General features: G+C 63.7%; 29 protein-coding genes and 4 pseudogenes. 16 read left to right on the top strand and 17 right to left on the bottom strand.

Translation table 11 applies throughout. The features are described 5' to 3' along the window. Window positions 1-19: 19 nt before the first annotated feature. From ACVWW1_RS01775 to ACVWW1_RS01750, 6 genes and pseudogenes are all read left to right on the top strand, one after another. Window positions 20-1202, top strand: a pseudogene (locus ACVWW1_RS01775) (ABC transporter substrate-binding protein). 5 nt (window positions 1203-1207) lie between these two features. Next, a complete protein-coding gene (locus ACVWW1_RS01770) occupies window positions 1208-2185 on the top strand; it encodes a YVTN family beta-propeller repeat protein (protein ID WP_456654626.1) in 978 nt (325 codons plus the stop codon). Continuing rightward, window positions 2182-2997: an ABC transporter ATP-binding protein gene (locus tag ACVWW1_RS01765; protein WP_456654625.1), complete on the top strand. Its 816-nt coding sequence runs from the start codon at window positions 2182-2184 to the stop codon at window positions 2995-2997. Before ACVWW1_RS01770 ends, ACVWW1_RS01765 begins: the two co-directional genes overlap by 4 nt. Further along, a complete protein-coding gene (locus ACVWW1_RS01760; protein WP_176529981.1) occupies window positions 2994-3842 on the top strand; it encodes an ABC transporter permease in 849 nt (282 codons plus the stop codon). The genes ACVWW1_RS01765 and ACVWW1_RS01760 overlap by 4 nt, the downstream gene beginning before the upstream one ends. Beyond that, window positions 3839-4456 (top strand): hypothetical protein, encoded by a 618-nt coding sequence (locus ACVWW1_RS01755; protein ID WP_456654624.1) that lies wholly within the window; start codon window positions 3839-3841, stop codon window positions 4454-4456. Before ACVWW1_RS01760 ends, ACVWW1_RS01755 begins: the two co-directional genes overlap by 4 nt. A 120-nt stretch (window positions 4457-4576) precedes the next feature. Then, entirely contained in the window at window positions 4577-4852 is a 276-nt protein-coding gene (locus ACVWW1_RS01750; RefSeq protein WP_456654623.1) for a copper-binding protein, read from the top strand. 36 nt (window positions 4853-4888) lie between these two features. Here the strand turns inward: ACVWW1_RS01750 and ACVWW1_RS01745 are convergent, their stop codons facing one another. After that, complete coding sequence (locus tag ACVWW1_RS01745) at window positions 4889-5443, bottom strand: PQQ-dependent catabolism-associated CXXCW motif protein (RefSeq protein ID WP_456654622.1); 555 nt, start codon at window positions 5441-5443, stop codon at window positions 4889-4891. Further along, window positions 5440-6321: a substrate-binding domain-containing protein gene (locus tag ACVWW1_RS01740; RefSeq protein ID WP_456654621.1), complete on the bottom strand. Its 882-nt coding sequence runs from the start codon at window positions 6319-6321 to the stop codon at window positions 5440-5442. The genes ACVWW1_RS01745 and ACVWW1_RS01740 overlap by 4 nt, the downstream gene beginning before the upstream one ends. A 203-nt stretch (window positions 6322-6524) precedes the next feature. Here ACVWW1_RS01740 and ACVWW1_RS01735 point away from each other — a divergent pair, with 203 nt between their 5' ends. Then, window positions 6525-7415: a quinoprotein relay system zinc metallohydrolase 2 gene (locus ACVWW1_RS01735; RefSeq protein ID WP_456656595.1), complete on the top strand. Its 891-nt coding sequence runs from the start codon at window positions 6525-6527 to the stop codon at window positions 7413-7415. A gap of 43 nt (window positions 7416-7458) precedes the next feature. Next, window positions 7459-8283, top strand: coding sequence for a quinoprotein dehydrogenase-associated SoxYZ-like carrier (locus ACVWW1_RS01730; protein ID WP_456654620.1), 825 nt, complete (start codon window positions 7459-7461; stop codon window positions 8281-8283). 25 nt (window positions 8284-8308) lie between these two features. Here the strand turns inward: ACVWW1_RS01730 and ACVWW1_RS01725 are convergent, their stop codons facing one another. After that, entirely contained in the window at window positions 8309-8650 is a 342-nt protein-coding gene (locus ACVWW1_RS01725; RefSeq protein ID WP_456654619.1) for a hypothetical protein, read from the bottom strand. Between the two features lie 149 nt (window positions 8651-8799). Between ACVWW1_RS01725 and ACVWW1_RS01720 the strand changes: the two genes are divergently transcribed. Genes ACVWW1_RS01720 through ACVWW1_RS01705 form a run of 4 tightly spaced genes read left to right on the top strand, consistent with a single transcriptional unit; the run spans window position 8800 to window position 11567 of the window. Further along, the gene (locus tag ACVWW1_RS01720; protein WP_456656594.1) at window positions 8800-9732 is read left to right on the top strand and encodes an ABC transporter substrate-binding protein; all 933 of its coding nucleotides are present in this window, start codon (window positions 8800-8802) and stop codon (window positions 9730-9732) included. Between the two features lie 2 nt (window positions 9733-9734). Beyond that, entirely contained in the window at window positions 9735-10472 is a 738-nt protein-coding gene (locus tag ACVWW1_RS01715) for an ABC transporter permease (RefSeq protein ID WP_420965252.1), read from the top strand. Then, entirely contained in the window at window positions 10462-11172 is a 711-nt protein-coding gene (locus ACVWW1_RS01710) for an ABC transporter ATP-binding protein (RefSeq protein ID WP_456654618.1), read from the top strand. The genes ACVWW1_RS01715 and ACVWW1_RS01710 overlap by 11 nt, the downstream gene beginning before the upstream one ends. Before the next feature lie 41 nt (window positions 11173-11213). Continuing rightward, window positions 11214-11567, top strand: a complete 354-nt coding sequence (locus tag ACVWW1_RS01705) for a hypothetical protein (RefSeq protein ID WP_456654617.1) — start codon at window positions 11214-11216, stop codon at window positions 11565-11567. Window positions 11568-11574: 7 nt separating this feature from the next. Here the strand turns inward: ACVWW1_RS01705 and ACVWW1_RS01700 are convergent, their stop codons facing one another. The 4 genes from ACVWW1_RS01700 to ACVWW1_RS01685 form a co-directional block, all read right to left on the bottom strand. Further along, window positions 11575-11811 carry a hypothetical protein gene (locus tag ACVWW1_RS01700; protein ID WP_176529972.1) on the bottom strand — a complete coding sequence of 79 codons (237 nt, stop codon included), beginning with the start codon at window positions 11809-11811 and terminating at the stop codon, window positions 11575-11577. Window positions 11812-11913: 102 nt separating this feature from the next. Beyond that, on the bottom strand, window positions 11914-12801 hold the full coding sequence (locus ACVWW1_RS01695) for a hypothetical protein (protein WP_210284201.1): 888 nt from the start codon (window positions 12799-12801) through the stop codon (window positions 11914-11916). A gap of 209 nt (window positions 12802-13010) precedes the next feature. After that, window positions 13011-13091: a pyrroloquinoline quinone precursor peptide PqqA gene (gene pqqA, locus ACVWW1_RS01690; protein WP_009031067.1), complete on the bottom strand. Its 81-nt coding sequence runs from the start codon at window positions 13089-13091 to the stop codon at window positions 13011-13013. Between the two features lie 341 nt (window positions 13092-13432). Beyond that, a complete protein-coding gene (locus tag ACVWW1_RS01685) occupies window positions 13433-13831 on the bottom strand; it encodes an EF-hand domain-containing protein (RefSeq protein ID WP_207831543.1) in 399 nt (132 codons plus the stop codon). A gap of 200 nt (window positions 13832-14031) precedes the next feature. On the opposite strand from ACVWW1_RS01685, the gene ACVWW1_RS01680 reads away from it, so the two are divergent. The 4 genes and pseudogenes from ACVWW1_RS01680 to ACVWW1_RS01665 all read left to right on the top strand — a co-directional run bounded on the left by ACVWW1_RS01680 (window position 14032) and on the right by ACVWW1_RS01665 (window position 17471). Continuing rightward, window positions 14032-14277 carry a hypothetical protein gene (locus ACVWW1_RS01680; protein WP_456654616.1) on the top strand — a complete coding sequence of 82 codons (246 nt, stop codon included), beginning with the start codon at window positions 14032-14034 and terminating at the stop codon, window positions 14275-14277. 229 nt (window positions 14278-14506) lie between these two features. Further along, a complete protein-coding gene (locus tag ACVWW1_RS01675; protein ID WP_456654615.1) occupies window positions 14507-16171 on the top strand; it encodes a methanol/ethanol family PQQ-dependent dehydrogenase in 1665 nt (554 codons plus the stop codon). A 13-nt stretch (window positions 16172-16184) separates the two neighbouring features. After that, window positions 16185-16536 (top strand): annotated as a pseudogene (locus ACVWW1_RS01670) (c-type cytochrome). Next, window positions 16533-17471 carry a substrate-binding periplasmic protein gene (locus ACVWW1_RS01665; RefSeq protein ID WP_456654614.1) on the top strand — a complete coding sequence of 313 codons (939 nt, stop codon included), beginning with the start codon at window positions 16533-16535 and terminating at the stop codon, window positions 17469-17471. The pseudogene ACVWW1_RS01670 and the gene ACVWW1_RS01665 overlap by 4 nt, the downstream one beginning before the upstream one ends. A 16-nt stretch (window positions 17472-17487) precedes the next feature. Here ACVWW1_RS01665 and ACVWW1_RS01660 read toward each other — a convergent pair whose 3' ends face one another. From ACVWW1_RS01660 to ACVWW1_RS01615, 10 genes and pseudogenes are all read right to left on the bottom strand, one after another. Further along, entirely contained in the window at window positions 17488-18396 is a 909-nt protein-coding gene (locus tag ACVWW1_RS01660) for a flagellin (protein ID WP_456654613.1), read from the bottom strand. Between the two features lie 16 nt (window positions 18397-18412). After that, window positions 18413-20182, bottom strand: coding sequence for a flagellar hook-associated protein FlgK (gene flgK, locus ACVWW1_RS01655; RefSeq protein WP_456654612.1), 1770 nt, complete (start codon window positions 20180-20182; stop codon window positions 18413-18415). A gap of 27 nt (window positions 20183-20209) precedes the next feature. Next, entirely contained in the window at window positions 20210-20665 is a 456-nt protein-coding gene (locus ACVWW1_RS01650; protein ID WP_092125877.1) for a flagellar protein FlgN, read from the bottom strand. Window positions 20666-20684: 19 nt separating this feature from the next. Further along, entirely contained in the window at window positions 20685-20939 is a 255-nt protein-coding gene (locus ACVWW1_RS01645; RefSeq protein ID WP_456654611.1) for a hypothetical protein, read from the bottom strand. Then, a pseudogene (gene flgE / locus ACVWW1_RS01640) lies at window positions 20936-22226 on the bottom strand (flagellar hook protein FlgE). The gene ACVWW1_RS01645 and the pseudogene flgE overlap by 4 nt, the downstream one beginning before the upstream one ends. 19 nt (window positions 22227-22245) lie before the next feature. After that, window positions 22246-22918, bottom strand: a pseudogene (locus tag ACVWW1_RS01635) (flagellar hook assembly protein FlgD). Window positions 22919-23157: 239 nt separating this feature from the next. Further along, entirely contained in the window at window positions 23158-23688 is a 531-nt protein-coding gene (locus tag ACVWW1_RS01630) for a hypothetical protein (RefSeq protein ID WP_456654610.1), read from the bottom strand. A gap of 85 nt (window positions 23689-23773) precedes the next feature. After that, complete coding sequence (locus tag ACVWW1_RS01625; RefSeq protein ID WP_176529962.1) at window positions 23774-24217, bottom strand: flagellar export chaperone FliS; 444 nt, start codon at window positions 24215-24217, stop codon at window positions 23774-23776. Continuing rightward, window positions 24217-25923 (bottom strand): flagellar filament capping protein FliD, encoded by a 1707-nt coding sequence (gene fliD / locus ACVWW1_RS01620; protein WP_456654609.1) that lies wholly within the window; start codon window positions 25921-25923, stop codon window positions 24217-24219. Before fliD ends, ACVWW1_RS01625 begins: the two co-directional genes overlap by 1 nt. A 63-nt stretch (window positions 25924-25986) precedes the next feature. Next, a complete protein-coding gene (locus tag ACVWW1_RS01615; protein WP_050405219.1) occupies window positions 25987-26811 on the bottom strand; it encodes a flagellin in 825 nt (274 codons plus the stop codon). Window positions 26812-26917: the final 106 nt, after the last annotated feature.

Here is a 26917-nt window from a genome sequence, read left to right as displayed (position 1 = left end):
AATGACTACGGGAGGAGTTATGTTCCGATGGCTGATCGGCACGATCGCGCTCAGCATGGTGGCGACCGGAGCGCTGGCGGCTGATCCCGTCGAGGTCCACATCGGCTATCTCGGCCATGCCGGCATCAAGTCGACGCTCTCGCTGGTCGAGCAACCGGCCGACAGTGACGGCATCGCTGGCGCACGCCTTGCGATCGAGGACAACAATACGACCGGAAAATTCCTCAACCAGCGCTTCGTGCTCGACGAGATCAAGGTCAAGGACAGCGACGATGTCGCCAAGGTCGCGACCGATCTCGCTGGCCGCAACGATTATATCATCACCGACCTGCCCGCCGACGCCCTGCTCAAGGTTGCCGACGCGCTGCGCGATCGCGGCACCGTGCTGCTCAATGCCGGCGCGATCGACGATCGGCTGCGCGAGCAGGACTGCCGTGCCAATGTCATCCATGTCGCGCCGACACGCTCGATGCTGGCGGACGCGCTTGGGCCAGTATCTGGTGTGGAAGCAGTGGAAGCGCTGGCTGCTGGTGACCGGCTCGCATGATCAGGACAAGCTCTACGCCGACGCGCTGCGCCGTGCCGCCACGCGCTTCGGCGCTAAGATCGTCCAGGAACGGACATTCGAGGACACCGGCGGCGCACGCCGCACCGACTCTGGCGTGACGCTGATCCAGCGTCAGATGCCGGTGTTCACGCAGCAGGCGCCGGCTTACGACGTGCTGGTCGCTGCCGACGAGAGCGAGGTGTTCGCGAACTATCTACCCTACCGGACCTGGGACCCGCGCCCCGTGGCCGGCTCGGCGGGCCTGGTGCCGACCAGCTGGGACGCCGCGCATGACCAATGGGGCGCGGTCCAGATCCAGAACCGCTTCGTCAAGCTGAACATGCGTCGCATGACGGCGCTCGACATGCAGGCCTGGACGGCGGCGCGCATGATCGGCGAAGCCACCTCCCGCACCAATTCGGGGGATCCCAAAAAGGTTATCGCCTTCCTCAAGGGCAAGGATTTCTCGATCGCCGCCTTCAAGGGCACGCGATTGACCCTGCGCGACTGGAATCTGCAGCTCCGCCAACCGATCTTGCTGGCCGATGGTCGTATGGTCGTTTCGGTCTCGCCGCAGGAAGGTTTCCTGCATCAGGTCTCCGAGCTCGACACACTCGGTGTTGACCGGCCTGAAACGAAGTGCAAGCTGCAGTGAGGGAGATGAAACGCATGTGGCGCCGCTGTCTGTTGACCGGGATGCTGGTTTGGCTTGCCGCGACACCGGCGTCCGCCTTCGTTGCCTACGTCTCCAACGAGAAGGGCAACACCGTCACGGTGATCGACACCGACAGCTGGACGGTGACCAAGACCATCAAGGTCGGCCAGCGGCCGCGCGGCATCGAGTTCTCGCGCGACGGCAAGTTCGTGATGGTCGCGGTCGGCGACGACGACACGATCCAGGTGATCGATACCAAGACCCAGGAGATCGTCGACACCCTGCCCTCCGGCCCCGACCCTGAATTGTTCACCCAGGATGCCGCCGGCAAGACCATGTATGTCGCCAACGAGAACGACAACACGGTCACCGTGATCGATCTCGAGAAGCGCGCCCGGCTCGGCGACATCCAGGTCGGCGTCGAGCCGGAGGGCATGACGATCAGCCCGGATGGCAAGATCCTGATCAACACGTCCGAAACCACCAACATGGCGCATTTCATCGACACGACGACGCGCCAGATCGTCGCCAACGTGCTGGTCGATTCGCGGCCGCGCTTCGCCCAGTTCAAGCGCGACGGCTCCGAATTGTGGGTTTCCTCCGAGATCGGCGGCACGGTGTCGATCATCGATCCGGTCAAGCGCGAGGTGACCGGCAAAATCACCTTCGAAATCCCGGGCCTGCGCAACGAGGCGATCCAGCCCGTCGGCATCGGCATGACCAGGGACGGCAAGATCGCGTTCGTTGCGCTCGGCCCCGCTAACCGCGTCGCGGTGGTCGACGGCGCGACCCACAAGGTCCTCAAATATCTCCTGGTCGGCCAACGCGTCTGGCACATGGATTTCACGCCGGACGAAAAATATCTGATGGTCACCAACGGCGTCTCGAACGATGTCTCGGTGATCGACATCGCAGCCCAGAAGGTGATCAAGACCATTCAGGTCGGCGAACTGCCCTGGGGGATCACGATCGCGCAGCCATGACCGCAACCGATGCCCATATCGCGAGCCAGCCCTCGCCGGATGCAAGTCCCACAGCGGCCGTACAGCCGGCGCTGTCGATCGGCAATGTCAGCCACAGCTACGGTTCGCGGCGCGCCTTGATCGACGTCAATTTCACGGTTCAGCCTGCGAGCTTCACCGCATTGCTCGGCCTCAATGGAGCGGGCAAGAGCACGTTGTTCTCACTGGTGACACGGCTGTTCGGCATCCAGAACGGCCAGATCAGCATCTTCGGCCACGACATCAGCCGAACGCCCGGTGAAGCGCTGAGGCTGATGGGCGTCGTGTTCCAGTCGCGCACGCTCGATCTCGATCTCTCGCTGACGCAGAACCTGCTGTATCACGCCGCGCTGCACGGCATCTCCCGGCGCGAGGCGCGGCTGCGCAGCGCCGAGGTGCTCGGCCGCATCGGGCTTGCCGACCGCGCCACGAGCAAGGTGCGCGATCTCTCGGGCGGCCAGATGCGAAGGCTCGAAATCGCCCGCGCGCTGCTGCACCGGCCGCGGCTGCTGCTGCTCGACGAGGCCACCGTCGGGCTCGACGTCAAGGCGCGCGCCGACATTCTCGACCATGTCCGCCAGCTCGTCACCGAACAGGGCATCGGCGTGCTCTGGGCGACGCATCTGTTCGACGAGATCATGCCGGGCGACGACCTTGTGGTGCTGCATCAGGGCCGGATGCTGGCGCACGGCCCGATGTCGCGCGTGATCGCGGACGCCGGCGCCCAGGACGTCAACACCGCATTCATGCGCCTGACCGGAACGGCAACCCTTACCGGAAAGCCACCAACATGAGCAGCACGACGGTCACGCCTGAGCGAAGCGGCTTCTCGGTGTCGGAATACATCGTCTGCCTGAACGGCATCGTGTGGCGCGAGGCACTGCGCTTCCTGCATCAGCGCGAGCGCTTCGTCTCGGCACTGGTCCGGCCACTGGTCTGGCTATTCATCTTCGCGGCCGGCTTCCGTCAGGTGCTCGGCATCTCGATCATCCCGCCTTATGAGACCTACATTCTCTACGAGGTCTATATCGCGCCCGGCCTGATGGCGATGATCCAGCTGTTCAACGGCATGCAATCGTCGCTGTCGATGGTCTATGACCGCGAGATGGGCAACATGCGCACGCTGCTGGTCAGCCCGCTGCCGCGCGGCTATCTCCTGTTCTGCAAACTGCTCGCCGGCACAGCGGTGTCGCTGCTCCAGGTCTATGCCTTCCTGCTGATTGCGTGGTTCTGGGACATCACGCCGCCGACCCTCGGCTACCTCACCGTGCTTCCGGCGCTGGTGCTGTCGGGCCTGATGCTCGGCGCACTGGGCATGCTGATCTCGGCCAGCATCAAGCAGCTGGAGAATTTCGCCGGCGTGATGAACTTTGTCATCTTCCCGATGTTCTTTGCATCGTCCGCCCTCTATCCGCTCTGGCGGGTACAGGAAGGCAGCCCGATGCTGTATTATGTCTGCCAGTGCAATCCGTTCACGCATGCGGTGGAGCTGATCCGGTTTGCGCTCTACGGCAAGATGAACTGGGTTTCGCTCGCGGTGGTCGGCGGCTGCACGGTGGTGTTCATGATCGGCGCGATCCTGGCCTACGATCCATCGCGCGGCCTGGTGCGCCGCGGACCTGGCGGAGGCGAGGCATGACAGGCTTACGGCCAGCACTCGGCGCGCTGCTCGCGATGGTTCTGTCGAACCAGGTCGCGTTCGGTGCCGACCCGCGTTACCCGGACTGGCCGTGTGCGCAGGCCAAGGTGCCCGAGATCTCGTTCGCCGCAGTCTGGGCCGGGCCGCCGCTCGGCGATGCTGAGACCAAGTGGAGGGACGATCCGAAGATCAGCCAACTTGCGACCAAGCTCGCGGCGCGCCGCATTCCGCTCGAGGATGCGCAGAAGGAGATCACCGAGTTCCTGTCGGCCGCCGCGGCCGACAAGACCAATCTGGGAAAGCTGCTGTTCGCGGGGCTGTTCGATACGCTCAACGGTCAGCGGGCCTCGGTCATGAACGGGCTGGAGCGCGTCATGCGCAAGCAGCGCGAGGCCGCGGAAAAGATCCGCGCCGATACCGTCGCGCTGCAGGCGCTGCAGGATGCCACGCCGCCGGACCAGGCCAAGGTCGACGAGCTCGGCAATCAGTTGGTCTGGGAGACGCGGATATTCGAGGACCGCGGACGCGTGGTGAAATTCGTCTGCGAGGTGCCGACCATCATCGATCAGCGGCTGTTTGCGCTCGGCCGCACCATCCAGCAGGAGCTGGATTAGGCCTGCGACCGATCGCCCCGGCGATTACCACCGCGCCGCCGGAACAAACTGCCCTGCCCGCTCGTTGTCTCTAACTATATCTGAAGTTGGGAGACCTCGATGAGAGCAGCCAAGATCGTCATGACCAGCCTCGCCGCCGCGAGCCTGATCACCACAGCGGCTTTGGCCCAGCAATCCATGTCGGGAATGGTCACCAAGATTGACCGACTGAGTGGAACCATCTCGATCCAGCAGACAGAAACCGGCACCGTGGGCGCGGCCGGCGGCGCCATTCAGGAATACAAGGTGGCCAAGGGACAGTCGCTGGAGGAGCTTCACGCCGGCGACAAGGTGACGTTCACCACCACGGACGGCGACGGCGGCAAGACCATCAATAAGCTCGACAAGCAGAAGTAATTCGCTGGAGATTTTCCTGGCCGCGTGAGGACGGGCTCACTGCTCGCCCTCTCGCGGTTCGGGCTCCGCATCCGCCAGCGGCAGATTGGCGCGTCCCCATCCGTCGGTTCCCTCCGGATACCACGCGACATTGCGGTAGCCGTAGGAGAGCACGCGCTTGGCGGCGTTCCACGACATCCAGCAATTTTCCTGGCAGTAGATCACCAGCAATCTGGCCCTGTCGTCGCCGGAGGCGCGGACCAGGCCGCGTCGCATATAGTCCTCGGTCGATGCGGCGAGCTTGCCGTAGCCGGTGTCGGGCAGCCAGATGCTGCCGGGAATGTCGCGATGCGGCCGCTCGCGCCACACCGTGCCGGCCGGCAGATTAGGCTTCGGCGCGCGCGGCAGCACGTCGACGAAGGCCCCGGACTTGCCGCGCCAGATCGCTGCCGCTTCCGCGGTCGTGAGGACGCGCGCGCCCGCAAGAGTGATCGGCACCGGCGCGCGATAATCCTCGGTGCGGTAGCCCTCGGGCTCTGCAGGCGGGTCCTGCGCGCGGACATGTGAAGCGGCGAGCAATACCACCGCCAGCATGGCCGCGAGCCTGATCATGGCGATTTGGTCGCGGTCTCCGGCCCGATCGGACGGTCGTTCTCGTCGAGCAGCGGAACGCCGAAGTCGAGCAGGATCTTGTTGATGGCCGGCTGGTTCTCCTGGATCAGGCGATTGAGCTGCCGCTTCCAGTTCTGATCGGACGCCCGCACGCCCATGCCGATGCGATAGACCAGCTTGGGTCCCGTGGTCTCCTTGAGCAGCGGCGTGACTTGCAGCGGCGGGTTCGCCTTCTTGGCATAAAAGCCCGCCATCGGCCCCCACAGGATGCCGGCGTCTATCTCGCCCTTCTCGAGATCGTTCATCATCGCCTCGGCCGAGGAATCGTAGCGCGTGTCGATCATCAGCGGATAAGGCTTCGCATTGCCCATCAGGCCGTTGATGGCCATGTTGGTCGCGGGCGGCGTTCCGGCGACGATGCCGATATGCTTGCCCTTCAGCCGCTCATCCTCGAGCGTCGTGACCTCGTCCAGTCCGCTTCCCCGTTTGGCGACGATCGCATAGGCCGTGCGGTAATAGGGATTGGTGCCTTGCGCGAGGTCGTCGCCTTGCGGAAAGCCCATGATCACGTCGCAGCGATGCGAGCCGAGCGTGATCCGCACGAAGCCGGTCGCCTGCGGGAAATACATATAATCGAGCTTCTTTTGCAGCTTCTCGGCGAACAGCTCGCCGATCTTGTTCTCAAAGCCCTCGCCCTTGTCATTCGAGAACGGCAGGTTGCGCGGATCGGCGCAGATGCGAAGCACCTTGGGATCGACCAGCTCGATGGAGAGTTCGCCCTGCTCGTTGACCTGCGCGCGCGCGATGTCGCGGCCGGCGAAACAGACGATGAAGCTGGCAAGCGCGAGCAGAACAGGACGGCATCCGACAACTCTCATTGCGCGGTCTCCTCTTGATCGGACGGATTGCCGCCATCCACCAATTGCCCGGCGCACGATGACGTGCAACAGGGATAATGATCGCGACGGTGCCGCGTTGCTTGTTGCAGCGCAAACTGGAGCGCGACGACATCGATCGCGCGTCCCGGAAAAACTGAGGCGGAAACATGGCTCATGGCGGTTCAGTGCTTGCGCTGCTCCTGATGCTTTGGGCGCCGACCATAGCGCGGGCTCAAGAAGCGGAATTGCCTGTGAGCGAAGTCGCCCCCGGAATATTCGTTCACACCGGGGTCACTGCATTGATGACCCGCGACAACGAAGGCGCCATCGCCAATGTCGGCTTCGTGGTCGGCGACAGCGCCATTGCCGTCGTCGACACCGGCGGCAGTGTCCGCGAAGGGCGGCAATTGCTCGCCGCGGTGCGCAGCCATAGCGACAAACCGATCCGCTATGTGATCAACACCCACGCGCATCCGGATCATAGCTTCGGCAACGCGGCGTTCGTGGTTGACGGGACCAGCTTCGTCGGCCACAAGGCCTTGCCCCAAGCGCTGGCGGCGCGCGGGCAATTCTATCTCGACGGTTTTCGCCGGACCATGGGCGATGCGTTGATCGACGAGGTCCGCATCATTCCGCCGACCGTTCTGGTCGCGGACACGCTGAAGCTCGACCTCGGTGGACGGGCCCTCACCCTGAAGGCATGGCCCCCCGCCCACAGCGACAACGACCTCACCGTGTTCGATCAACGCACCGGCACCCTGTTCGCCGGCGATCTGGTGTTCCTCGAACATATTCCGGTGGTCGACGGCAGCCTCAAGGGCTGGCTGCGTGCGCTCGACGAGCTCCAGGCTATTCCCGCCGAGCGCGTGGTTCCCGGTCACGGACCCGTGAGTACGTGGCCTGCAGCGCTTGCCGACGAGCGGCGTTATCTTGAGACGCTGGCCGCGGACGTCCGCGCGCTGGTCGCAAGCGGCAAGCCGATCACGGCCGCGGCGGAGCATGCCGCGGCAGCCGAGCGGCCGCGCTGGCAATTGTTCGACGATTACAACGCCCGCAACGCAACTGCAGCATTCTCGGAAATTGAATGGGAATAGCTGTTGGTCCTATAATGACCCGGCTGCATAGGATCTCGCGAACATGACTGGACATCGCGCCCGCCTGCTTTGCATCGCCAGCCTTCTTGCGGTCGCGCTGGCGACACCCGCTGCGCCCGCGGCGGAGGCCTATGATCCCTGGCCGGGCCTCGTCCAGGATATCTTCAGCAATCGTCCGATGAATGACGGCAACGATATCATCGGCATCGAGATGCCTGCGCGCGCGGAAGACGCGGCAATCGTTCCGGTGACGCTGCGCACCAAGCTGCAGCCGAGCGATAGCCGCCGCGTCGTCGCGATCACGCTTGTGATCGACGAGAACCCGGCGCCGATGGCGGCGAAGTTCACGCTGGGACCGGACGCCAACGTCACCGAGATCTCGACCCGCGTCCGCGTCAACAACTACACCAATGTGCACGCCGTCGCTGAGCTCAGCGACGGCAAGCTCTATGTCAGCAAGGTGTATGTGAAAGCATCCGGCGGCTGCTCGGCACCGGCCGGCAAGAACGTCGAGGAAGCGAAGAATCGGCTCGGCCAGATGCGTTACCGGCAATTCACAAAGTCCGAACAAGGGCCGGCGACGAGCACCCGGGAAGCCCAGATCATGATCGGGCATCCGAATAATTCAGGCCTGCAGATGGACCAGGTCATGCAGCTCTATATCCCGGCCTTCTTCGTCAATGAGCTGCATATCTGGCAGGACGACAGTCCGGTGCTCACGATGGAGGGCGGGATCTCGATTTCCGAGGACCCGAACATTCGCTTCACTTACGTCTCGAATGGCGCCAAGCACTTCCGTGCCGAGGCCAAGGACACCGACGGGCACGTCTTCGACCACGAATGGAAGGTCGAGAACCCCGGGACCTGACGCGTTCGCGATCTCACGATCAACGCTAGAAACACCTCACTTCAGCCTCGGCCTGCGCACGCCTGAGGTCGTTGAGCGCGTTGGCGGCCTGCTCGGACGAGCGGAACTGGCCGCCCAGATTGCCGCGCACCTGCGCCATGCTCAGCACGGTCTCGGCGGTGACATAGCGATCATAGGGGATGATCGAGGCGACCACGTCGATCGAGCAGGAACATTGTTCGATCGACTGCCGGGATTCGCCATTGGACTTCATGCAGCCGAACACATATTCGGCCCGCGCCGAGGTCGGATAGTCATTGATCTCCTGGGCCCGCACGCTGACGGCCGTCCCGGCGAGCGCCAGGACGGCGACAATCGGTCGTAGCATGCCAGCTCCTGCCATGGTCCTGCTTCCTCTTCTCTTTCCGCAAGCTATGCTATGGATGTTGATCAGAAAAGAAAACATTCGGGGAAGTGGCTCAAGAAACGATGATCATCTCTGTACGCACGGTGTTGGCTGCGGCAGTTCTGGCAGTCATGCAGTTCGGCACCTCGTGCTACGCGGAGACCATCCGCGTTGCAGCGCAGAAGACCGGAACGCTGGCCTGGGAACTGGCCGTCATTCGCTCCCATGGTCTCGACAAAAAGGCCAATCTGTCGATCGATGTCGTCGAGCTCGCCAGCCCCGAGGCCGGCAAGATCGCGCTGCGCTCCGGGTCGGCCGACGTCATGGTGTCCGACTGGCCCTGGGTCTCGCGCGAGCGCTCGCTCGGCGCCAGGCTGCAGTTCTATCCCTATTCGAGCGCGCTGGGCGCCGTGATGGTCCCGGCCGCCTCGCCGCTCAAGACGCTCGCGGACCTCAAGGGGCGCAAGCTTGCCGTGGCCGGCGGCGCGATCGACAAGAACTGGCTGCTGCTGCAGGCCGCATTGAAGCAGGACGGCGTCGACCTGAAGTCGCAGGCGACCGTTGTCTACGGCGCTCCGCCGCTGCTGGCCGCCAAGGCCCTCGGCGGCGAGATGGACGCGACGCTCAACTACTGGAATTTCTGCGCGGCGCTTGAAGCCAAGGGCTTTCGCCGGCTCGCCGGCATGGAGGAGGTCCTGCAAAAACTCGGCAGCAAGGGCCGCATCGCGATGATCGGCTACGTGTTCGACGAAGCCTGGGCCAATGCCAACAAGGATCTGGTCGCCCGCTTCATCGCCGTGACGCGTGCCGCGAAAGAGATTCTGGCGACCTCGGATACCGAATGGGACACGATTGCGCCGCTGACCGGTGCGCCGGATGCGGCGACGCTGCGCGCTTATCGCGACCGCTACCGCGAGGGCATCCCACGCCGTCCGATCGCTGACGAAGAGGCTGATGCTCGCGTGCTCTACCGGGTGCTGGCGCAGCTGGGCGGCCGCGACCTCGTCGGCACCGCGACCGAGCTCGATCCCGGCACGTTCTATCAAGCGATCCCGGGAGACTAGCGGTGCTGCGCCTCCTGTCATTCGCGCTGTTCATCGCGACCTGGTGGATTGCCTCGCTGTTGATCGGCGATGCGAAGCTGCCGGCGCCGCCGGCGGTGCTGTCGGTCCTGATAGCCGAAGCGCGATCGGGCGCGCTGTTCGTCAATCTCGGCGCAACGCTGGCGCGCGTCGCACTGGCCTTCACTCTCGCCATGGCGCTCGGCTCGGCGATCGGCTACCTGATGGGCCGCGTGTCGCTTGCCAATCGCCTTGGCGATCCCTGGCTGATCCTGCTGCTCAACCTGCCGGCACTGGTCGTCATCGTGCTGGCCTATATCTGGGCCGGGCTGACCGAGGTCGCCGCGATCACGGCCATCGCCATCAACAAGCTGCCGACCGCCGTCGTCACCCTGCGCGAGGGGGCCCGCGCGCTCGACCCTGCGCTCGACGAGATGGCAACGGCCTTTGCCTTGCCGCGCGGCCGCGCCTTCCGGCATGTGGTCCTGCCGCAGCTTGCGCCCTACATCGCGGCCGCTGCGCGCTCCGGGCTGTCGCTGGTTTGGAAGATCGTGCTGGTCGCCGAATATCTGGGCCGCCCCAACGGCGTCGGCTTCGAGATCGGGGTCGCCTTCCAGCTGTTCGACATCCCGCTGCTGCTCGCCTACTCGTTGAGCTTTGCCGGTGTCGTGCTCGTCATCGAGACCTTGCTGGTGCAGCCGTTTGAAACCAGGCTAACGCGGTGGCGGCTCCGTGCAGCTTGAGGTCAATATCACAGGCAAGAGCTTTGCGAGCGTTGCCGGAAAGCGGCACGACGTGCTCGACAATGTCACCTTCACGTTGAACGCCGGCGAGGTTGGCGTGCTGTTCGGACCGTCGGGCTGCGGCAAGAGCACCCTGCTGCGGATTCTCGCCGGGCTCGACGCCAACTACCAGGGCCATGTCGCGCGCTCCCCCGGCATGCGCCTCGGCATGGTGTTTCAGGAGCCGCGGCTGTTGCCCTGGCGCACCGTGGAGGAGAATGTGCGGATCGCCGCACCGCATGTCGACGACGGCACGCTGTCGGCGTTGTTCGAGGTGCTCGAATTGAGCGTGCACCGCAACCACTTTCCCGGTGAGCTGTCGCTCGGCCTCGCCCGCCGCGTCGCGCTCGCTCGCGCCTTCGCCATCGAGCCGGATTTCCTCATCCTCGACGAGCCGCTGGCCTCGCTCGACAATGCACTTGCGGGGCGGCTGCGCGACCAGATCGCCACGCTGGTGGCCAGCCGGAAGATGATGACGCTGCTGGTCACCCACGATCTCGACGACGCAGTCCGCCTCGGCGACCGCCTGTTCTTCCTGTCGCCGCGACCGGCCCGAATCCTTCACGTCGAGACTATCGCCGCGCCGCGCGCGACGCGCGGCGAGCCGGAGATCGACGAAATCAAGCGGCGGCTCTCACAGCTGGACTTTGCAAATATGTGAGACGCCGTCATCCTTGGACGAAAGCGTAAGGGAGAGATTGGATGGCGCGTGCTTTGATTGCGGTTGGTGTCGCGTTGCTTGTCCTGCCGACGACTGCGCTTGCCCAAAGCAAGGGCAAAGGCATCCGGCTGTGGAATCTGACCAGCGCCACGATTTCAAGCTTCGAGCTGTCCCCGGCGGGCAAGAACGAGTGGGGTTCTAACCAGACGCTCAACGACAAAGACAAGGAAGTCGACCACGACGAACGCTTGCGGATCACCGGCGTCGAGCCCGGCCGCTACGATGCCAAGGTCGGCTACAGCGGCGCTAGGCAGTGCTTCGTTCGCGACATCGAGATCAAGGCCGATGCCGTGTTTTCAGTGTCCGACAAGGATCTGAAGGACTGCAACAAGTAACAGCTAGCTAGCCCGCCGGCGGTTTGCCGTCCGTGCCGGCGCGATCGTTGGTGTGCGGATATTCGCAGCGCCATCGCACCGCGGTCCATTTTGGATGCTCGCCGACCCATTGCGCGATATAAGGCGGCGCGGCCATGGCGCATTGCTGCAGCGAACCGCTCCAGTTGAACACCAGATGCTGCTCCTCGCAGGTGGCGGGCGACAGCACGGCACATACAGTGACGATCAGATCAATCGGGTTCATGCGCGATCCCTAGGCGTGCTCACGAAATAGATAGCACGACGGAATACGTAGTCAGCCAGGTCAGGGTTTCACAGGCCCGTGACAGGATGTGGGAACCCGGCGCTAGAAGTTCAGACCATACACCAGCCGCGCCTGGTGGCGCTCGAAATTGACCAGGTCGAGGCCGGCATTGCTGCCGGCCCGCTGCCCCCAAGCCTGGACGCTCCAGGTCGCAGTCAGGCGCGAGCGCTCCGAGAGCTGGAAATAGGCGGTCGGACCGATGAACAGCGCCTGCCCGGACAGCTCGTCCAGGCCGATCCCCTCATACTTCCTGAAATAGCGCGCTTCGCCGCCGATCAGGATATCCGGCCTCACCTTGGCCATCAGGCCAAACGCGACGCCGATGGTTGCATCTTGCTCTGCTGCCCCGGTGCGCGGCATCCGCGTCCATTCCGGCTCATAGCTGACATTGAGGGCAGCCACCGCAAGATTCGGGATCACCTCACGGTCGAACGCCACCGTGAGCTCGGTCCCGTAGCTGCGGACTGCTGCAGCCGTCGTCTCGTCGACGCGGCCAGCGCGTGTCTCCAACGCCACCGTCATGCCGAAGGGCGCCGCCTCGCGATCGAGAAAGCGATAGCGAAAATCGACCGAGACGCTCTGCCACGACAATTGGCTGCGATCGTCAAAGCCCGGGACGCGGTTGATATCGTACGCGCTGAACGACGTGCCGAGCTCGACACGAAAATTCGGCGCCGGCACGAGCTCGAGCTCCATTTCCTGATTGAGCGCGCGGTAGCGCCCGCCATCCTTGGCGAAGCGCCCGGTGGTCTGGCTCTGGAATTCACGCTCGCCGAGCTCGCCCACATCGGACCCGATCATGAAGCCGAAGATGTGCTCGGTATCAAAACCCTCGGCGCAGGCGCCGAGCGGCGGCACCGCTGCGACACCGGCAATCGCCGCGCACAGCACGCCCACCCAACGCCGCCCTCGCTTGATTTCAAAACTCATCGTTCTCGGAGCACCACCTCAAGCCGCACTGTAGGACAAAGCAGGACGGCCCGCCAATCGCGCAGGTGGTCTCGGTTTCAACGTGTTGTGGGAACGATCTGAGGGAAATTCGAGCGGCGGCGTCGCGGCCGCGAAAGACGCCGCCTGCCGCGGCTCGATGCAGCAAGCTGCACGAGCCGGGCAGGGTGTCTCGCGTTACTTGTCTCGGATTACTTGCGCGCTGCGCAGGCGTACATGTTGATTTCCATGCCGACCGGCACTTCGACGATCTTCGGTGTTTTCCAGGCCATTTCCTTCTCCCAAGTATAGTTAGGCGCAAGCGTCGCGCCGCGCGGCAAGCTAGGGCTGGCTGTTCCAGGGTGCAAGCCGGCCGGGTAAGGACCCGACTTCGCTGCTGGACATGCCGGAACGGACGACGGCTCGCTGACGTCCGCCCGGCTTTGGAACGGCTGGGAAACCCCGACGCTGATCTGTCAGGCATTTTCCGGCTGCCGGGCGGCGACGTACCGACAAGAAAACCCGATTGCACCGGCCGAGTCTTGCCCAAGAGCGAAATTGCAACTTTTTTTGTTATGCGCGGAATCCGGCATCAATAGGCGGAATCCGCCCGGCACAATTCGCTGGCACGGACCTATTTGAGCAGGCGCAGCAGCGCCCGGCCGGCGCGCGACTTCAACTCCTTCGCATCCAGCGTTCCGTCATTGTCGGGATCGGCGGCCTTGAACCGCTGCTCCACGACCGCGAGATATTCGTCGAGCGTCAGCGTGCCGTCATGATCCGGATCCGCCTTCGCCAGCTCTTTCGCGGTCAGCCGTCCGCGCAATTCGCGCACGTCGAGCGTGCCATCATGATCGGGATCGAGCTTCGCGAACAGGTCGGCGGCGGCCTTCTTGGCCTCGGCAAGGTCGACCGTGCCGTCATTGTCGGGATCGAGTATCTTGAGCGCGCTGCGACCACCCGATGCGGCCAGAGCGGGACCTGACAGCACGGCAGCAGCCAAGGTCAAAGCAAGCGATCGGCGCGAAATCATCATTGGTCTCCCTTGAGTGCCGCTCCAGCAAGGATACGGAGCGCGCCCTGCGGTCGAAGCTACCATAGCAGCTTCGATGAGGCTTCCCACAGCCAGAGCAACCAGCGAGACCTGTCAGGTTTCGGGTGGAAAGAAACCGCCTCGCGGATCATCTGTGACGTTCGGCAAATGCCATTGCACCGGAACGAGCGAGGTGACCCATGAGCGACATTTGCAAGACCACGTTGGGCTGCCTCGTTGCGCTCGGTCTGACGTCACCTGCGACCGCGCAGAACAGGGCCCCTGCCCCATCGGCAGAGGCTGTCCAGCAGCGCACGCTCACCGGCAAGGAGCGGCTCGGACGCAAATGGACCGACGAGCAGCGCATCGACAATTGCAATGTGCCGCCGGACAAGCGGGGCACCAAGCCACGTCCGAGCGCCTGTCCGCATGCGCCGTCGAGCTGACCGAACCGTTCGCGCTGCGGCATAGCGGCGAATCACGCGTGGCGTTGTGTATTCCATGCCACGGTAAGCTACGGGCGCATCAGCAAAAACCTGAAGCTTTCGACCGGCCTCCGGAGGCTGGTTGGGGTTCGTTCACGTTTTCGTATTGACCCGTTTTGGTTTCAGGGGGATGGTTCCGTCCGCAACGTCAGGAATAGGCGTGCGGAAAAGGGTTCATTGGGAGGATATGATGAGACGCATTGCGCTGGCCGCAAGCCTCGTGATTCTTGCATCTTATGGTGCAAGCGCTCAGACCAACGAGCAGTTGGTCAAGGGTGCGACTGATACATCGAACGTTCTCAATTACGGAATGGGCTACAATCTTCAGCGCTTCTCGACGCTGAACCAGATCAACAAGGACACTGTCAAGAATCTGGTCCCGGTCTGGAATTACAGCTTGAACGACGACCGCAGCGAGGAATCGCAGCCGCTCGTCTACCAGGGCGTCCTTTACGTCACCACGCACAATGCCACGATGGCGATCGACGCCAAGAGCGGCAAGCAGATCTGGAAGACCAAGGTCGAGTACCCCGCCGAGACGCCGCGCATCGTCTGCTGCGGCATCATCAATCGCGGCGCGGCTCTGTATGACGGCAAGCTGTTCCGCACCACCCTCGACGCCAATGTGATCGCGCTCGATGCCAAGACCGGCAAGGAGCTGTGGCGCGAAAAGGCTGCGGACATCAAGGAAGGCTACTCGATGACGGTGGCGCCGCTGGTCGCCGACGGCGTCGTGATCACCGGCATCTCCGGCGCCGAATTCGGCACCCGCGGCTTCATCGACGGCTGGGATCCGGCGACCGGCAAGCGCCTCTGGCGTACCTACTCGATCCCGACTCCGGACGAGCCCGGTGGCGACACATGGAAGGGCGACACCTGGAAGCTGGGCGGCGGATCGACCTGGATCACCGGCTCCTATGATGCTGAACTGAACACCGTGTATTGGGGCATCGGCAATCCCGGACCGTTCAACTCTGCGGTGCGTCCGGGCGACAACCTCTACACCTGTTCGGTGCTCGCGCTCGATCCGAAGACCGGCAAGATCAAGTGGCACTACCAGTTCTCGCCGAACAATCCGTTCGACTATGACTCGGTGGCCGAAATGGTCCTTGCCGACATGAATGTCGAGGGCAAGCCGACCAAGGTGCTGATGGATGCCAACCGCAACGGCTTCTTCTACGTGCTCGATCGCACCAACGGGAAGCTGCTCGCGGCCAATCCTTATGTGAACGTCAACTGGGCCACCGGAGTAGACTTGAAGACCGGACGGCCGATCGAGACCGACGTCGCCAAGGATGCACGTGACGGCAAGAAGGTCACGGTCTACCCGTCGATCCTCGGCGGCAAGAACTGGGAGCCGATGTCGTTCAATCCGCAGACCGGTCTCGCCTACGCCAACACGCTCGCCTTCGGCGGCAAGTACAAGGCCGAGCCGGTGACGTTCAAGCAGGGCGAATGGTATCTCGGCATGGACCTCACCGATCCCTGGGAATGGGGCACCGGACCGCGCGGCCATCTCAAGGCGATCGATCCGATGACCGGCAAGGCGAAGTGGGAAGCGCCGAGCGACATTCCGCGCTTCTCCGGCGTGCTCTCCACGGCAGGCGGCGTGGTGTTCTCCGGTCAGCTGACCGGCGAATTCGAGGCGTTCGACGCTGACACCGGCAAGAAGCTCTGGCAGTTCCAGACCGGTTCGGGCATCGAAGGACAACCCGTGACCTGGCAGCAGGACGGCGTGCAGTATGTTGCCGTCACCTCGGGCTATGGCGGCGTCTATTCGCTGTTCTCGGGCGACGAGCGGCTTGCCAAGGTCCCGCCCGGCGGTTCGCTGTGGGTTTTCGCGGTCAAGAACTGAGCGCGGAGCACACGTGACTGAAAGAGTAACCCTGTTGACGGCGGCGATCTTCGCCGCCGTCGCGGTGACCTTGATCACGTTGATCCCGGCAGCCGCACAGCAAGCCAGTGCAATCGACCTTCAGGGTCAGGCCGACCAGGGCAAGGTCACCTACGCCAAGAACTGCTCGCATTGCCATGGGCCCAACATGGTTAACTCCGGCACCATCACGCCGGACCTGCGCGCGTTTCCCGACGACAAGACGCGCTTCGTGACCACCGTGAAGCAAGGCAAGAACGGCAAGATGCCGCCCTGGGCCGACATCCTGAGCGAGCAGGGAGATCGCCGACGTCTGGGCCTTCCTGTCGAGCCGGAGGCCCCAATGAGAGCGCTGCTGGCGGGCGCCGCGACAGCCTTGCTGCTCGCCATGACGGCGGCAGCGCATGCGGCCGGCGAGCCGCTCAAAGTATGCCTCGACGAGGATCTCCCGCCGTTGTCGGCGCATCATCGCGGCAAGCCGGATGCCGGTTTCGACGTCGCGCTCGCGCAAGTGATCGCCGAGCGGCTCGGACGGCCGCTCAATATCCAGTGGTTCGAGAGCAAGCTCGACGAGGATTCGAGCCCCGCGCTGGAGGCCAATGCGTTGCTGTCGGACGGGCGATGCTCGCTGGTCGGCGGCTACGCCCTCACCACGGACTCGCTGAAGGCGCCTGGTGTCGCGACGGCTAAGCTGCCAGACTTCGATGGCGCCACCCGCGACGATCGCCGCCGGCGGATTCCGATCGGGGTGCTGGCGCCAAGCCAGCCTTACATCTATTCGCCGATGACCGTCGTGCTCGGCCCCAAGGCCAAGGACCGGGTCAAGGACCGCAAGATCTCCGATATCGGCGATCTCGCCGGCCTTCGCCTGACGATCGAAAGCGGTACGCTGGGCGATGCCATCCTGATGACCTTCGACAAGGGAAAGCTGATCGAAGACATCACCCACCTCGTTCCCGGGCGCAGCGACCTGCTCGGAGAGCTCGAACGCGGTGAGTTCGACGCCACCCTGCTCGACCTGCGGCGGTTCGACGCCTACCGCGCTGATCATCCCGACACCAAGATCACCGCCTCCGGCTATTACTTCCCGATCGGCGCCAACCGCGGTTACGTCGCTCTCGAGACCGACAAGGCGCTGCTGGAGGCTGTCAACAAGGTGCTGTCCGACCTTCAAGCCAAGGGCACCATCGCCGAGCTTGGCAAGGCGGCAGGCCTGACCTGGCTTCCCCCGCGCGAACCGATCATTCTCGGCGACGTCTGGCTGAAGATCCTGAACCGATGATGTCGACGACAGGCTGCTATCGCAAATAGCTCGCCAGGTTCATGCTCTGGATCTTGGCGATCGCCGAATAGGACGCCGTCAGCTGCGCCTGATAGGTCGAAAGCTGCGCCGTCACCGCGGCGACGTCGACGCTGGTGAGGTTGGTCGACAGGGTTTTGGCGAAATTCTGGTAGTCGCTCTGGTTCGTGCTGGCGGTCTCGATCTGCGACGCCGAGGTCGAAAGCTTTGCCTGCACCGTGGACGTCGCATCCAATGCATTTCCGGCGAGGTCGAGCGCCTGCGAGATATCGCTCGACGACAACGCCGTGCTGTTGCCGACGTATTTCAACAGCCGCATGACCTGCTCGAAGGCCGGATTGTCGGCGGTGACGCCATAGGAAACCGACTGGCTGTCTGAAACGCGTACCGAAGCGATCTCGCTGTCACCCTTGTAGTAGCTGGTGTCTGATGTCGTCAGCGAGCCCGTGCCGGTGTCATAGCTCGACAGATCTACAGGCGCAGCATCGGTGCGGGCGCCGCTGAAGACGTATTCGCCGTCATACTGGGTGTTGAGCAGCCCCTGCATCTGCGAGATCGCCTGCTGGGCATAGTTGATCACCGATGCCGTCGCCGTGCTGCTGCCGGTCGTGGCGGCGCTGAGCTGGGTCCGAAGCTGGGTGATGATATCCGTCACCGAGCCGACCGCCGAATACATCGCCTGCACCTTGTTGTCGGCGAGATTGCTGGCATCGATATAGGACTGGGCGCGCGTCACCGAGACCTGCAAATTGATCACGCGCCCGGCGCCTGAGCCGTAACCGCCGAAATCCTCGGATTGCAGCCCGGAGGACTCCTGCACCTGCTCATTGGCCATCACCGACTGCACGCGCAACGCGCTTGATATCATCTGCTCCGATTGCGCGAAGGTGGCAACACGCATCATCATGACAAGGCCCTCACACTCAGGCTGCGGTGATCGCGGTCATCAGCGCCGAGAACATGGAATTGATGGCCGTAATGATCTGGGATGCGGCAGCGTATTTGTTCTGCAACGCACTCAGATTCGCGCTCTCCTGGTCAATATTGACGCCGGACTGCGACGACAGCGAGCTCGCATAGGTCGACTGCGCGGTTTGCTTTGATGTGTAGGTTGCCGATGCCTGGGTCGCCTTGCCGGCGACGTTGGCAACGATCGCTGCCGCATAGTCGGTGAAAGAGCCGGTGGTGGCGCCCAGCCCACCCGCCATCGCGAAATTGGTCGACCCCGTCAGTGCGCTCGAGAGCGCGTTCACCACCGTCGCCGAGCCCGATGACAGCACCGAGTTTCCGACCGTCAGCGTGGACGACGCATCGAGTGCCGCCGTCGGCAGCGCCGCCGTGCCGCTCAGGATGTCGTTGCGCACCGCGATGTTGGAAGCGCTGGTCCCCGTGATCAGATCGTTGAGCCCGAAATACTGCGAAAATCCCTCACCGCCGACCGAACTCGTCATCTGGTTGATGGCGATGCCATTGCCCGACCCGGTCGCCGAGATCGACAAATGTCCGTTGGCATCAACCGATGCCGAGACGCCGGGGATGGTGTTGATCTTGGCGGCAAGAGCGCCCACCGTGGAATATGCCGATAGATCGATATCCTGATACGATACGAGATTCCCGCTCTTGTCGGCGACAGCGATACGCACCGTGCCGGTGCCCGCGAACGATGTCGAATTGCTGACAGTCGCCGTACCGGTCAAGCTCGCTGGCGGCGGCATCGATGTGCCCTGGTTCGATACTGCATTCACGCTCGAGGCCAGCTGCTGGGCAAGCTCGTCGAGCTGCGACTGCGCGGCCGGCAGGGTCTGGTCGCGCAGGGCAATCAGGGCGCTGACCTTGCCGGAGGAGATCTGCGAGGTGATGTCGACCCCGTTGACAGTGATACCGCTGAAGCCGCTCGACGATCCCGCGCTATATGTCGTCGATGCCGTGACATTGGGCAGCGCCGTGTAGCTCAGCGGGTGTGCCGTGCTGTCAACTAGCGCCTGCCCTGAGCCGGTGTAGACCTGCAGATCACCGCTCGACGTGGTGAAATAGCTCACATTCATTTGCGAGGCGAGGTCCTGCAGCGCGCCGTTGCGCTGGTCCTCGAGATCGGCGGTGGACTGGCCCGCAGCCGCTTCCTGCTTGATCTGCTTGTTGAGGTCGGAGATCTGCTGCAGATCGGAATTGATGTCGGTGACCGACGAGGCGATATCCTGGTCGGCATTGGAGCGCAGCTTCTGGATGCCGCTCGAGGTTTGCTGCAGCTGATTGGTGACCGCAGCGAGCGCGCTGACGGCGTTCGATTGCAGCGAAGCGCTGCTCGGCGTGCTGGCGAGCGAGGACAGCGCCGACTCGAATGCCGCGATCGTGTTGGCCAGCGAGGTGCCCGTCGTGGAGCTGTCGCCGCTCGAGGTGCTGCCGTAGAGTTGCTGGAGCTCGGTCAGATAGCTGTTGTTGGTGTCGGCTGCGCCGAGATCGGAATCGGCCCCGACCAGCGACTTCAGGAGCAGCTTGTCGACCGCGCTGGTGATCCCCGAGATCGTGACGCCGGTGCCGACACCACTGGTGACGCTGCTGCTCTGGTTGGCGGTCTTCTCGGTATAGCCCTTGGTGTCGGCATTAGAGATGTTGGCCGATGCCACGCTGATCTGCACCTGCGTGGCAGACAGCCCGCTGAATGCGATGCTTCGTGCGATATCGAGCGACGACACGACCCACTCCCTCCGGCGCCGGCGCGATCAGGCCCGCACGTTGGTGCCATATGACATCGCGGATGTGACGCGACGGCCGCCGGCCCCGTAAGGCGAGACGTTGGCGATCTGCTCGCGGATCGCCTGCATGATCGCCTCGATCCTGCGGTTGCTGGCATCGATCGCCGCGCGCAGCCGCATCACGTTCTCGTCCATCGCAACCCGAAGCTTCAGGATCCGATCCATCAGCTGCTCGCGCAGTACGCGATCCTGGACGTTGAGGTTGGCGGTCTTGCCGACGGCCTCCGCCACGCACTGCTCGAACAGCGTCGCGAGGCGGTTCTTCTCGTCGACCTGCTTCAGCCGCGAGGCCGGCAGGCCCTTGGCGAGCTCGACGTTCTCCTCGTTCACGATCTCGATCAGATTGTCGATCAGGGCAATCAACGACCTGGCGCGCTCGTCATTGCCCGCGGGATTGATCTTGATGTTGCGTTCCGGTGTCATGTCATCGCTCCCGTTCAAGCTAGTGTCCGCGACGCAGGGCCCGAACCGATTGTGCGCTGCGCCCATACGCGGTGATTGCCGTTACCCGGACCGAGGCCCGGTTGATTTCCTGGTCGAGCCGCACGCACTCGCGCATCAGCAGGTCCCGCAACGCTCCGACGTCGTCGAGCAACGCAGTGAGTTGCGCCCGATCGTTCGGCCGAACCGAGGCAGCCCTCGCCTTCAGCCGCTGAAGCCTGACCAGCAGGCGGTCATTCTTCGTTCCGGTCATCATCGCGACACCGCCGAAATCAGCGTGTCGAACATCTTGTTGACGGTGGTGATGACCTGCGACGCCGCCGAATAGGCCTGCTGCGCCGAGATCATGTTGGAGAACTGACCGCTGGTGTCAGTGGTGCTCGATTCCAGCTCGCTGCCGTAGATCGTGCCGGCGCCGTTGGCCCCCGAGGTCTGCAGCGTGGCGTTGCCGGACGCTGCCGTCGCGGAGTACAGGCCGTCGCTGGCCGCGCTCAATCCGTTGGGGTCGCTGAAGGTCGCAACCGCAATCTTGTAGATCGCGATGGTCTGCCCGTTGGAGTAGGTCGCATCGACCACGCCGCCTTTGCCGATCGCGATGCTGCTCAGCTTGCCGTAAGGCAGGCCGTCCGACGTGATGCTCGTGAGGTCGACGGAAGGCGTGGTCTGGCCCGACGAATATTGCGTGAGACCGTCGGTCTTGCCGGCCGTGCCGAGATTGAGCGTGATCGCGGTACCATTGGCAGTGGAGCTGTCGGCCGCGCCGTCCTTCCAGCCGGTGATCGAGATGGTCGGCGGAATCGGCGCCGTCGAGGCGAGCGAACCGTCGGGATTGAAGGTGATCGCCACCGTATCGGTGATCGCGTTGGCACTGGCCGTGCTGGAGTCCGACGCGAGCTTCGGCTGCTCGAAGCTCGCCTGCCAGGCATTGTCTGCGGTCTTCTTCCAGTCGATCTGGATCGTGCTCGCCGTACCAAGCGAATCGTAGACCGTCATCGAGCTGTTGAACGTCGCGCCAATGGCGGCATCGGCCGGCAGATTCGCCGCGACCGTGGTCTTGGTGGTCGCGCTGCCGCTGGTGGAGGCGACCTGCGTGTTGACCGGCCCGAGACTCGCGGCGGAAGCATTGCCGATGATGTTGCCTTGCGCGTCGGTGCGCCAGCCCTCGAGATAGTTTCCGTTGTTGACGAGATAGCCCGAGTTGTCGGTGGTGAACGCGCCGTTGCGCGTATAGGAGGTGGTGCCGCCGGTCGTCGCATTGGTGGTGACGAAGAAACCGCTGCCCTGGATCGCAACGTCGGTAGCGATTGGTGGTCGCGGCAAGCAATCCCTGCTGGGTGATGTTGGCGCGGCCGGACACCGTGACGCCGCCGGACGTGTACGAGGTGGCGCTGTTCGACGCCGTCACCAGATCTTCGAACATCGCCGACGTGGTCTTGTACCCCGTGGTATCGGCGTTCGATATGTTGTCGGAAATCATCGCCAGCGATTGGCTCTGTGAATTGAGCGCCGAGATCGCCGAGGAAAGTGCACCTGTGAGACTCATGATAATACTCCGGCAGCAATCAGGACGTGACGCCGATGATGTTGGCGGCGCTGACGGGGACGCCGTTCACGAGCAGCGAAGGTGTCGAGCCGGAGGCATCGATCCCGGTCACCGTTCCCGTCATCGTGGTGTAGCTGAGCAGCGAGTTTCCGGCGGAGTCGGTCGCGGTCACCTGGATCGTGTACTGGCCGCCGTTGCTGAGCTGGGTGCCGTTCGTGGTCTGGCCATTCCAGGTGAAGGTGTTGGAGCCGGTGTTTCCGGTTCCCCTTGCCGTTCCACACCGTATTGCCCGAGGAGTCCTGGATCGCGATCGCGACGTTGGAAGCGGCCGAGGTGAGCGAGTAACCGAAGGTCGCGGAGCCGTTGGTCAGCTCCGCCGTGTTGGTCTTCGCCTCGACGGTGTGTCCGATATAGTTGACCGAGTTGAGCGTCACGAGGCTCGAGAACGAGCTCGCGAGCGACGTCATGCTGGCGTTGGTCGACTGTTGCTCGGTGAAGTTGGCGTACGAGGTGAGCTGATTGATGAAGTCGGTCGTGCTGGTGGCGTTCAGCGGATCCTGGTTTTGCAGTTCGCTGACGAGCAGGTTGAGGAAATCGGTCGAGCTCATCCCCATCGACGCGCTGCTTGACGAACTCGACGACGAGTTCGAGGCGGCGGAGGCTGCAGCAGAGGTTGCTGAGGAAACGGTCATGACAAGGCTCTCTTCGTCGCGGGCTAGGCGACGGAACGCGGTGAAACATTGGGATCGTGAAGTCGTTCGCAGATAGAACGGATGACGCGGCGATTTCAGGCGCGGATTCATCCGCGCGGAATCACTTGATTAGTCGGCAGAATTTGCCGTGTCGGTCGCGGCCCGGAGGCGCGCAAATGCGCGCGCAGGCCGACCCGCCGCGGAAGGCGCGGAGTGCTTCAAAAGGAATTGCGGAGAGATTAGAGCGAGAGGCTGATCGGCAGATCCGGCTCGGCGAGCATCAGTGCCGGCGGCGCCAGCGCGGGCAACAGGCAGAGGGCCAGCAGCAGCGCCGGCAGCACCTTGCCTTGCTGCGCGGCATCGCCTGGAGCTTGCGCATCGTTCGACTGATCCGTGGGTGCGTCCGGCTCCGGCGCCGGCTCTTGGGGCAGTACGTCCTGGGGCAGTTTCGCCGCCGCGGTCACGATGCGGTCGGCAAGACCCTTGGGTGCACGAACCGGCGGCGCCGTGAGCGCCCGGCGTACCGCGCTCGCCTGCTCATAGAGCGTCCGCGCCTCGACCGAGGATGCGAGCAGCTGGACCGCGGCAAGACGTTGATCATCGGGCCAGCGGGACAGATCCTCCCCCAGCCGGTCGATCAGGTCTTCGAATGTCGCAACGTCCATCCCGCGCGCAGATCCAGCCTCGTCGCCAAGGCTGTCATAAAGCATTCGCGGGACGGCGGAAATCAATTTCCGCCGCCGTAGCGTCAGGTCCAGCATGGTGCTCACCGAGCGGCCTTTTCCCCAACAGGACGCCCGCCCGAGCGCCCTGCCCCCTCCCGGCGAAACGGGGTTCGCCGGCCGATTCGCCCGCTCAGCGGCCGGCGGCTGATTCGAGCGTCTTGTCGAGCGTCCTGGCCTTGGCGGCCTTGCCGGCGGTCGCCTCGACGAACTTCCAGGCGTCGCGGAGTTCCGTCAGGCTGGCAATGATGCGCCGGAAATTCTCCCTGGCGTGCGGCCGGCCGTAGGAGCGCAGGCACGCCATGATCAGCGCGTTGTAGGTCCGGAACAGGCGATCGGCCATCGCGCCGCCGCGGGTGACGTCGAGATGGTGGCTCAGGCCGCGCAGGATCGCGGTCGCCCGCGTCAGATAGGTATGCCCTTCCTCGAAGCGCTTCGCCTCGTGCGCATCCAGCGCCTTCTGCAGCAACGTGATGGCGCCGTCGCACAGCATCACCACCGCCTTCAGCGGCGGGACTGCCACCGCGGCGGATCGATAGGCATTGTTGGCAAGGTAGGCCGTAGCATTCTGGGTCATTATTTACTCGATGATGCGTTCAGGAGGGCACTCAGGTAGCCCAGCGTGTTGTTCGCGCTTTCGATGGCGGCCTGATAATTGGCGTATTGAAGCTGCAGCTGTGCCTTGAACGTCGCTGCATTGCTCTGGATGTCGCTGACCTGGGACTGTAGATCGGTATCGCGCGACTGCAGGTTGGTGATCATGGTCTGTAGCTGACCGCTGCTCCCGGAGTTGGTTTGCGCTAGCTGATAGAGTTGTGCCGCAAGCCCGGACGATGACGTCACGGTGATCAATTGCGAAGTCGAGCCGGTGTAGGTGAATGCCATGCCGGCGTAGATCGTGCCCGAATTGCCGATGATGGTGTTGCCGACCACCGAAAAGCCGGAACTGTCGCCGCCGACCGAGGCGCCGGTCAGCGTGCCGGTCGAATCCACTGTGACATCGAGCGTGAACGATTGCGGCGACGTGCCGGTGTTGACGACGTTGAGCTGGCTGGACGAGGTCGTCGTCTGCGCGGACAGCAGTTTGGTAACGCCGGCCAGATTTTGCGTCAGCACGGTCGACAGCGTACCGGTATCGAGCTGCAGCTCGTTGTTCTCGTTGAACGACAGGCCGAGGTCGGCCATCGTCATTCCGCCGACGGAGCCGCTGAGCACCTGCTGAAGCTGGGTCATGATATCGCGCATCGTGCTGTCGCCGAACAGCACCGCGCTCGATGCGGCGGTGCCGTCGGAATTCTGCGCGGACTGCGCGATCACCTGGTCGCGAAATGCGTTGTAGTTGGTAACGAAGGTCTGCAACGCTGACGTGATCTGGCTGGTGTCGGTCGAGATGCTGATGTTCAGGCTGGTGCCGCTGGGCGTCGGCTGCAGCAAATCGAACGTGACGCCCGAGAGAACGTCGGAAATATCGTTGGTGTTGCGGGTGAGCGCGATGCCGTCGAGGGTGAATTCCGCGGATTGCGCATTCTGCAACACGTCGGTGAACGCCCCCGAAGTATCGGTGACCCCGAGCTTGTTCAGGATGTCGTCGCCGGATGTCGATGAATAGGTGATGTTTGCGGCGTCTTGGGTCCCCGTCAGCACCATCTCATAGGACCCGCTCGACACCTGGACGATAGAGGCCTGAACATTGGTCGCCGAGGTCTGGGCATTGATGGTGTCGACGATATCCTGCATCGACATGCCGCTGGTGATCGAGATCGCCGTGCTGCTGCCGCCGGCGAGGCCCAGCGAAAACGTTCCCGAATAGCCGAGTGCGGTCGAACTGCTCGACTGCGAAGCGCCGATCACCTTCTGCGCGGTTGCGAGCTGGGTGATCTGGAGCGCGTGATCGCCGGTCGCCGAGCCGCTGTTGACGCTCATCGACAGCGCCGAGGAGGCGCTGACGTCGCCGGTGGACGAAATCGTCGCCGAACGTGTGGCGAACGCATTGGTGGCGATCGAGTTGATGATCGACGTGCTGAGCCACGACAGCCCGGTTGCCAGCGTCGACAGCTCGGTCTGTAGCGACTGATAGGCGGTGACCTTGGCCTGGTTCGCGGTAATCTTGGTGGTGATCGTGGTCGCCGCCGTGAGCTTGGCGTTGACTTCGGCATCGATCAGGGCAGTCCAGTCGATACTGGCCGAATTGGTCGTGCCGGTCGTGGTCACCGTGCTGGCAGAGCTGGCGGAACCCGACGATGTCGCGCCTGATGTGCTCGAGGTGGCGCTGCTAACCGTCATGTCGACACCTCCGCCGTCGTGAGAATCGAGCCGGCACGATGCCGGCCCGATCTATCGTTCGAATTAGCCAAGCAGCTTCAGCAGGTACTGCGGCATCTGGTTCGCGGCGGTTTCCGCCGACACCGCGGCCTGGGTCTTCACTTCGGCCGACGACAGCGTCGCCTGCTCGGAAGCAATATCGACGTCCTTGATCGCCGAGTTCGCGGACTGCAGGTTCTGGGTCTGGGTCGAGATCGAGTCGGCGCTGAAGTTGAAGCGCGATTCCTGGGCACCGATCTCGGCGCGGGCGGACGACACGGTGTCGATCGCGCTATCGAGGGCCGACATTGCGCTGGTGGCGCTCGACAGGCTGGAGACGTCGAGCGAGGTCACGCCTAGCGAGGACGCCGTCAGGCTGGTCAGCGTGATCGTGATGGTGTCGGCCGAGGTCGAGCCGACCAGCACCGAGACGCCCGAGGAGAACACGCTCGAACCATCGAGCAGGCTCTGGCTGCTGTAGCGGGTGCCGGAAGCGATGGAGTCGATTTCGCCCTTGAGCTGCGTGAATTCCGAGTTGATGTAGGCGCGGCTGGAATCGGCCACGGTGCCGGAGGCGGACTCGGAGGCCAGCGACTTCATGCGGGCCAGGATGTCCGAGATGTTGGACGCGCCGCCGTCGGCGGTCTGCAGGATCGAGGTCGCCTGCGCCGCGTTGGTGGCGGCCTGCTGCAGCGTCGTGATGTCGGAGGAGATGCGGGTCGAGATCGCGAGGCCGGCCGCGTCGTCGGAAGCGGAGGTGATGCGCGAGCCGCTCGACAGCTTCGACAGCGCGCTGGTTTCCTGCATCGAGTTGATGTTGAGGTAGCGGACCGCGGAGTTGGCGGCCGTGTTGGTGGAAATTGCGGGCATGAGTAGCTCCTGTGCTGATGGGGCATGGCATGCCGCATCGTGAGAAAGAGAGGTGACGCGGATCCAGCCCCCGTCCGACCGATCAAACGGGTCGGCCGCCGATGGT

The organism is Bradyrhizobium sp. JR3.5, from assembly GCF_054057015.1.
The sequence above is the reverse complement of the archived record's forward strand: the minus strand, read 5'-3'. Positions and strand labels throughout refer to the sequence as shown.

What these genes read in the sequence shown, in the direction of transcription:
- ACVWW1_RS01760 (WP_176529981.1), top strand. Translation starts at nt 2,994, where the DNA reads ATGAGCAGCACGACGGTCACGCCTGAGCGAAGCGGCTTCTCGGTGTCG.
- ACVWW1_RS01735 (WP_456656595.1), top strand. Translation starts at nt 6,525, where the DNA reads ATGCTTTGGGCGCCGACCATAGCGCGGGCTCAAGAAGCGGAATTGCCT.
- ACVWW1_RS01660 (WP_456654613.1), bottom strand. Translation starts at nt 18,396, where the DNA reads ATGATGATGCGTGTTGCCACCTTCGCGCAATCGGAGCAGATGATATCA.
- ACVWW1_RS01705 (WP_456654617.1), top strand. Translation starts at nt 11,214, where the DNA reads ATGGCGCGTGCTTTGATTGCGGTTGGTGTCGCGTTGCTTGTCCTGCCG.
- ACVWW1_RS01700 (WP_176529972.1), bottom strand. Translation starts at nt 11,811, where the DNA reads ATGAACCCGATTGATCTGATCGTCACTGTATGTGCCGTGCTGTCGCCC.
- ACVWW1_RS01650 (WP_092125877.1), bottom strand. Translation starts at nt 20,665, where the DNA reads ATGACACCGGAACGCAACATCAAGATCAATCCCGCGGGCAATGACGAG.
- ACVWW1_RS01745 (WP_456654622.1), bottom strand. Translation starts at nt 5,443, where the DNA reads ATGATCAGGCTCGCGGCCATGCTGGCGGTGGTATTGCTCGCCGCTTCA.
- pqqA (WP_009031067.1), bottom strand. Translation starts at nt 13,091, where the DNA reads ATGGCCTGGAAAACACCGAAGATCGTCGAAGTGCCGGTCGGCATGGAA.
- ACVWW1_RS01680 (WP_456654616.1), top strand. Translation starts at nt 14,032, where the DNA reads ATGAGCGACATTTGCAAGACCACGTTGGGCTGCCTCGTTGCGCTCGGT.
- ACVWW1_RS01755 (WP_456654624.1), top strand. Translation starts at nt 3,839, where the DNA reads ATGACAGGCTTACGGCCAGCACTCGGCGCGCTGCTCGCGATGGTTCTG.
- fliD (WP_456654609.1), bottom strand. Translation starts at nt 25,923, where the DNA reads ATGACGGTTAGCAGCGCCACCTCGAGCACATCAGGCGCGACATCGTCG.
- ACVWW1_RS01675 (WP_456654615.1), top strand. Translation starts at nt 14,507, where the DNA reads ATGAGACGCATTGCGCTGGCCGCAAGCCTCGTGATTCTTGCATCTTAT.
- ACVWW1_RS01770 (WP_456654626.1), top strand. Translation starts at nt 1,208, where the DNA reads ATGAAACGCATGTGGCGCCGCTGTCTGTTGACCGGGATGCTGGTTTGG.
- ACVWW1_RS01685 (WP_207831543.1), bottom strand. Translation starts at nt 13,831, where the DNA reads ATGATTTCGCGCCGATCGCTTGCTTTGACCTTGGCTGCTGCCGTGCTG.
- ACVWW1_RS01750 (WP_456654623.1), top strand. Translation starts at nt 4,577, where the DNA reads ATGACCAGCCTCGCCGCCGCGAGCCTGATCACCACAGCGGCTTTGGCC.
- ACVWW1_RS01645 (WP_456654611.1), bottom strand. Translation starts at nt 20,939, where the DNA reads ATGATGACCGGAACGAAGAATGACCGCCTGCTGGTCAGGCTTCAGCGG.
- ACVWW1_RS01725 (WP_456654619.1), bottom strand. Translation starts at nt 8,650, where the DNA reads ATGCTACGACCGATTGTCGCCGTCCTGGCGCTCGCCGGGACGGCCGTC.
- ACVWW1_RS01615 (WP_050405219.1), bottom strand. Translation starts at nt 26,811, where the DNA reads ATGCCCGCAATTTCCACCAACACGGCCGCCAACTCCGCGGTCCGCTAC.
- ACVWW1_RS01625 (WP_176529962.1), bottom strand. Translation starts at nt 24,217, where the DNA reads ATGACCCAGAATGCTACGGCCTACCTTGCCAACAATGCCTATCGATCC.
- ACVWW1_RS01765 (WP_456654625.1), top strand. Translation starts at nt 2,182, where the DNA reads ATGACCGCAACCGATGCCCATATCGCGAGCCAGCCCTCGCCGGATGCA.
- ACVWW1_RS01730 (WP_456654620.1), top strand. Translation starts at nt 7,459, where the DNA reads ATGACTGGACATCGCGCCCGCCTGCTTTGCATCGCCAGCCTTCTTGCG.
- ACVWW1_RS01665 (WP_456654614.1), top strand. Translation starts at nt 16,533, where the DNA reads ATGAGAGCGCTGCTGGCGGGCGCCGCGACAGCCTTGCTGCTCGCCATG.
- ACVWW1_RS01740 (WP_456654621.1), bottom strand. Translation starts at nt 6,321, where the DNA reads ATGAGAGTTGTCGGATGCCGTCCTGTTCTGCTCGCGCTTGCCAGCTTC.
- ACVWW1_RS01695 (WP_210284201.1), bottom strand. Translation starts at nt 12,801, where the DNA reads ATGAGTTTTGAAATCAAGCGAGGGCGGCGTTGGGTGGGCGTGCTGTGC.
- ACVWW1_RS01720 (WP_456656594.1), top strand. Translation starts at nt 8,800, where the DNA reads ATGCAGTTCGGCACCTCGTGCTACGCGGAGACCATCCGCGTTGCAGCG.